Raw genomic sequence first — 3,397 nt, 5'->3', positions numbered from 1 at the left:
ATCCGCACCACGATCGACCCCCGCCCGCGAAGCGCGGAGCGGTTCGCCGAGCCGTACGCGCGCCTCCTGGACGAGCTGGAGCGCCGCGGCTGGCTCCCGCCGACGGTGGCCGCCTACGCCAGGGAGCACTGATGACGACGACGCTCTATCTGGTCCGCCACGGCCAGACCGTCTGGCACGCGGAGAACAGGTACGCGGGCGTGAGCGACGTGGCGCTGACCGCCACGGGGCAGGAGCAGGCCGACCGGCTCGGCAGGTGGGCCGAGAAGTCCGGTCTCGACGCCGTGTGGTGCTCGCCGCTCAGCCGGGCCAGGGCCACGGCCGCGCCGGCCGCCTCGGCCCTCGGCCTGGCGCTGCGCGTGGACAACGACCTGCGCGAGGTCGACTTCGGCGCGGCCGAGGGCCACACGCTGGCCGAACTCGATCCGGCGGTGGTGGCCGCGTTCCGCGCCGACCCCGTCCTCGGCTCCTTTCCCGGAGCCGAGGACCCCCGGTCGGCGGCGGGCCGCGCGGTCATCGCGCTGGACCGGATCGCGGCCCGGCATCCGGGCGAACGGGTCCTGGTGGTCGCGCACAACACCCTGCTGCGGCTGGTGCTCTGCTCACTGCTGGAGATCCCGCTGTCCCGCTACCGCTCGGCCTTTCCGCAGGTCCGCAACTGCGCCCTCACCGAGCTGCGGCACGACGGAACCTCCGCCGCGCTGCTCGCCTACAACGTCCCGCTCCCCGAGTAATCACCGAGTAGTCCTGTCACCGGGTGGTCCAGTCGACGAGTGGTCCGTCGCCGCGATGCCGCTTCTAGGACTGGTGCGGGTCGGGTTACACCGCCCGGATCGAGTACAGGATGGGAAGGTGGGAGTCGCCGAAGGGGAGTCGGTACAGGCCGTCTTGATCTTGGGGAAGGATGTTGCGGGGGTCGAGTTCGGTGGCGATGTGCTCGCCAAGGCGCCGAATCGTGAGGCCCGCGTCCAGGACCGCGGTGACGATCTCACCGAGCGAGTGCGGGTACTTGACGTCGGCATCCAGCACAGCACCCCGTAGGTGGCGACCACCAGATCGAAGCCGCCGGCCAGGTTCACGGGCAATCGCTGGGTGTCGGCCTCAACAAAGGTGGCGGCGAGACCGGCTCGTCCGGCCAGCAGGCGGGCCCGCTCGATCGCCGCCGGCGAGAAGTCGACACCGGTGACCCGGGCTCCCAGGCGAGCCCAGCTCAGCGTGTCCATTCCGAAGTGGCACTGCAGGTGGAGCAGATCCTTCCCGGCCACGTCACCGGCCAGCTCACGTTCGAGCGCATGGAGCGTCTGGCGTCCGCTCAGAAACGACTCGACGTCGTAGAACCGGTCAGTGGGAGTCGAGCCATGGATACGGGCACGCGTGTTCCACACCGCACGATTCAGCGAGAGCCCGTCGTCCTCGCTCGGCCTGGTCTCGGGCATACGGCGAGAATGACACATCGAGCCGCCCCCCAAGGGTCGGGTCATCGGCTTGTCGAAAGCCCTTTCAGTGAAGACCATCAGTCGGGCCCGGAGTCTGCTATCCAAGACGAGTGCACAGCTCGGAGAACTCTCGGTCGACGGAGCCCGGCGAACCGGATATCACCGACGCCCTGGCAGACCTTGCCGTCAACGCTACGGAGCCATGGCTGCGGGAGGACGCTGTGATCACGCTTGCGACGATCGACCGGTCCGCAGCCGTCACCGCGTGCTACAGCATGTTCGGTCGTCACCGGGATGGCAGCGGAATGGCCGGCCGTCTGCTCGTGCACTTCACGGGCGACACCGATTCCTCGGTCGAAACCCTGGTGGCCAGGCTTCCGCATTTTGACAACTTCCACGGAGTTCTCGCCCAGGAGGCGCTGGCTGAGCATGGGGCCGCCGCCGTGCCGGCGCTTCTCGCCGCCCTCCGCGCATTTCCCATCCCCGCCCGGCAGGACACGGGTCATTGGCACGAGGACGAGACGACCAAGTTCCGTGTGACGCACGCCTTGGCGGGGATCGGCACCGCCGCGGCACCCGCGACACCGGCGCTGATCGCACTGCTGCAGGACACGGAGTCCTACCGGGACGTCCGGCACCAGGCGAAGAAGGCCCTCATCGCCATCGGACTGCCTGAGACCGCGGAGGCGCTCATCGCGGAACTACCGCGATCACAGGGCGGCGATGGTCTTGCTTGGGACGGGAACGGCCTTTACTTCCTGCTCGATGCGCTCGCCGGAATGCCGCCCGAGGCGCTCTCAGGCGTGCATGGCCTGGACGATGTCCTGGCCGAGCTCCGAGATGCCCCGAGCGAGTGGCTACGAGGCCCGGTGGAACTCATCACCGACAAGGTCAGCGGCACCTTCGGCTGACGGCCTCTTCTTTCGGGCTTCAGGGGGCGTAATGCATGACGTGGTCGTGCAGCATGCGGGCGGCGGCCGGATCCTGCTCCCTGAAGGCCTCGGTGATACGTGCGTGCTCGGCCGATTTCTCGTGCAGATCGGTCTTGTGCAGGCGAAGCGACAGCGTCGTCCAGATCTCGATCCGGAGTGACTCCCAGACCGCGATCAGCAGCCGGTTGCCCGACGCGGTCACGATCTCGCGGTGGAAGTCGATGGCGTGCCGGATCTGCGCGACGGCGTCACCGGTCCGGGTGGCCTCGGCGAGGTTGTCGCTCTGCCGTTCCAGGCGCTCGACGTGTCCCGCCATCCTCGGCACGGCGAGCTCGGCCGCCGTCTGCTCCAGGCCGGCGCGGACGGGGAAGATCTCGCCGAGATCCTCCTCGGTGAACTCCCGGACCCGGGCCCCGCGGTTCGGCGTCGACTCGATCAGGCGTAGCGTCTCGAGCTGGCGCAGCGCCTCGCGTACCGGGCCCTGGCTGACACCGAGCTCGGTCGCGATGCGGCGTTCGACGATCCGCTCTCCCGGCTCCCAGCGGCCGGACGTGATGCCGTCGACGATGAACTCGCGGATCTGGTCGGACAGGCCAGTACGCAGCAGCGGAGCGTTGACAGCGTTCACGATAAGCATCGTAGAGCCTGCGGTGTCACAGTTTACTTATTGAACTATGATCGATCATTGGTCATCGTGTGCTGATGGCAGCGACCCCCGCGTCACGCGCCGATGCGAAAGGAAGATCGTCGATGGGTGATACCTCAAAGACGAGGACACCTCGGCCCCGGCGAGCAAGCCGGGCCAAGGCTCAGGTCCAGGCCGAGACGCTCGTCGGGTACTACCGGCAGATGCTGCTGGTCCGCCGGTTCGAGGAACGCGCGGCCCGCGCTTACACCGAGGCCAAGATCGGTGGCTACTGCCATCTCAATCTCGGCGAGGAGGCCACGGTCGTCGGCCTGATGGCCGCTCTGGAACCTCGCGACTACCTGTTCACCAACTATCGCGAGCACGGTTACGCGCTGGCCAAG

The 3,397-nt window shown here is 68.1% G+C and carries 5 protein-coding genes and 1 pseudogene; 3 read left to right on the top strand and 3 right to left on the bottom strand.

The window, feature by feature from the left end; translation table 11 throughout:
- Positions 1-131: 131 nt before the first annotated feature.
- Positions 132-734: a histidine phosphatase family protein gene (locus HKK72_RS37735; RefSeq protein ID WP_187239180.1), complete on the top strand. Its 603-nt coding sequence runs from the start codon at positions 132-134 to the stop codon at positions 732-734.
- Between the two features lie 85 nt (positions 735-819).
- Here HKK72_RS37735 and HKK72_RS41875 read toward each other — a convergent pair whose 3' ends face one another.
- Positions 820-1,029 carry a hypothetical protein gene (locus HKK72_RS41875; protein WP_261987577.1) on the bottom strand — a complete coding sequence of 70 codons (210 nt, stop codon included), beginning with the start codon at positions 1,027-1,029 and terminating at the stop codon, positions 820-822.
- A 23-nt stretch (positions 1,030-1,052) separates the two neighbouring features.
- Positions 1,053-1,223: pseudogene (locus tag HKK72_RS43045) on the bottom strand (class I SAM-dependent methyltransferase); the annotation flags it as partial.
- 434 nt (positions 1,224-1,657) lie between these two features.
- On the opposite strand from HKK72_RS43045, the gene HKK72_RS37725 reads away from it, so the two are divergent.
- Positions 1,658-2,347: a HEAT repeat domain-containing protein gene (locus tag HKK72_RS37725; protein WP_187239178.1), complete on the top strand. Its 690-nt coding sequence runs from the start codon at positions 1,658-1,660 to the stop codon at positions 2,345-2,347.
- 19 nt (positions 2,348-2,366) lie between these two features.
- Here the strand turns inward: HKK72_RS37725 and HKK72_RS37720 are convergent, their stop codons facing one another.
- Positions 2,367-2,996 (bottom strand): GntR family transcriptional regulator, encoded by a 630-nt coding sequence (locus tag HKK72_RS37720; RefSeq protein ID WP_315987645.1) that lies wholly within the window; start codon positions 2,994-2,996, stop codon positions 2,367-2,369.
- 122 nt (positions 2,997-3,118) lie between these two features.
- On the opposite strand from HKK72_RS37720, the gene HKK72_RS37715 reads away from it, so the two are divergent.
- Positions 3,119-3,397: thiamine pyrophosphate-dependent enzyme (locus HKK72_RS37715; protein ID WP_315987644.1), on the top strand; the 279-nt coding region annotated here is incomplete at its 3' end.

It is taken from the genome of Actinomadura sp. HBU206391, from assembly GCF_014323665.1.
Classification (GTDB): Bacteria; Actinomycetota; Actinomycetes; order Streptosporangiales; family Streptosporangiaceae; genus Actinomadura_C.
The sequence above is the reverse complement of the archived record's forward strand: the minus strand, read 5'-3'. Positions and strand labels throughout refer to the sequence as shown.

What these genes read in the sequence shown, in the direction of transcription:
- HKK72_RS37735 (WP_187239180.1), top strand. Translation starts at nt 132, where the DNA reads ATGACGACGACGCTCTATCTGGTCCGCCACGGCCAGACCGTCTGGCAC.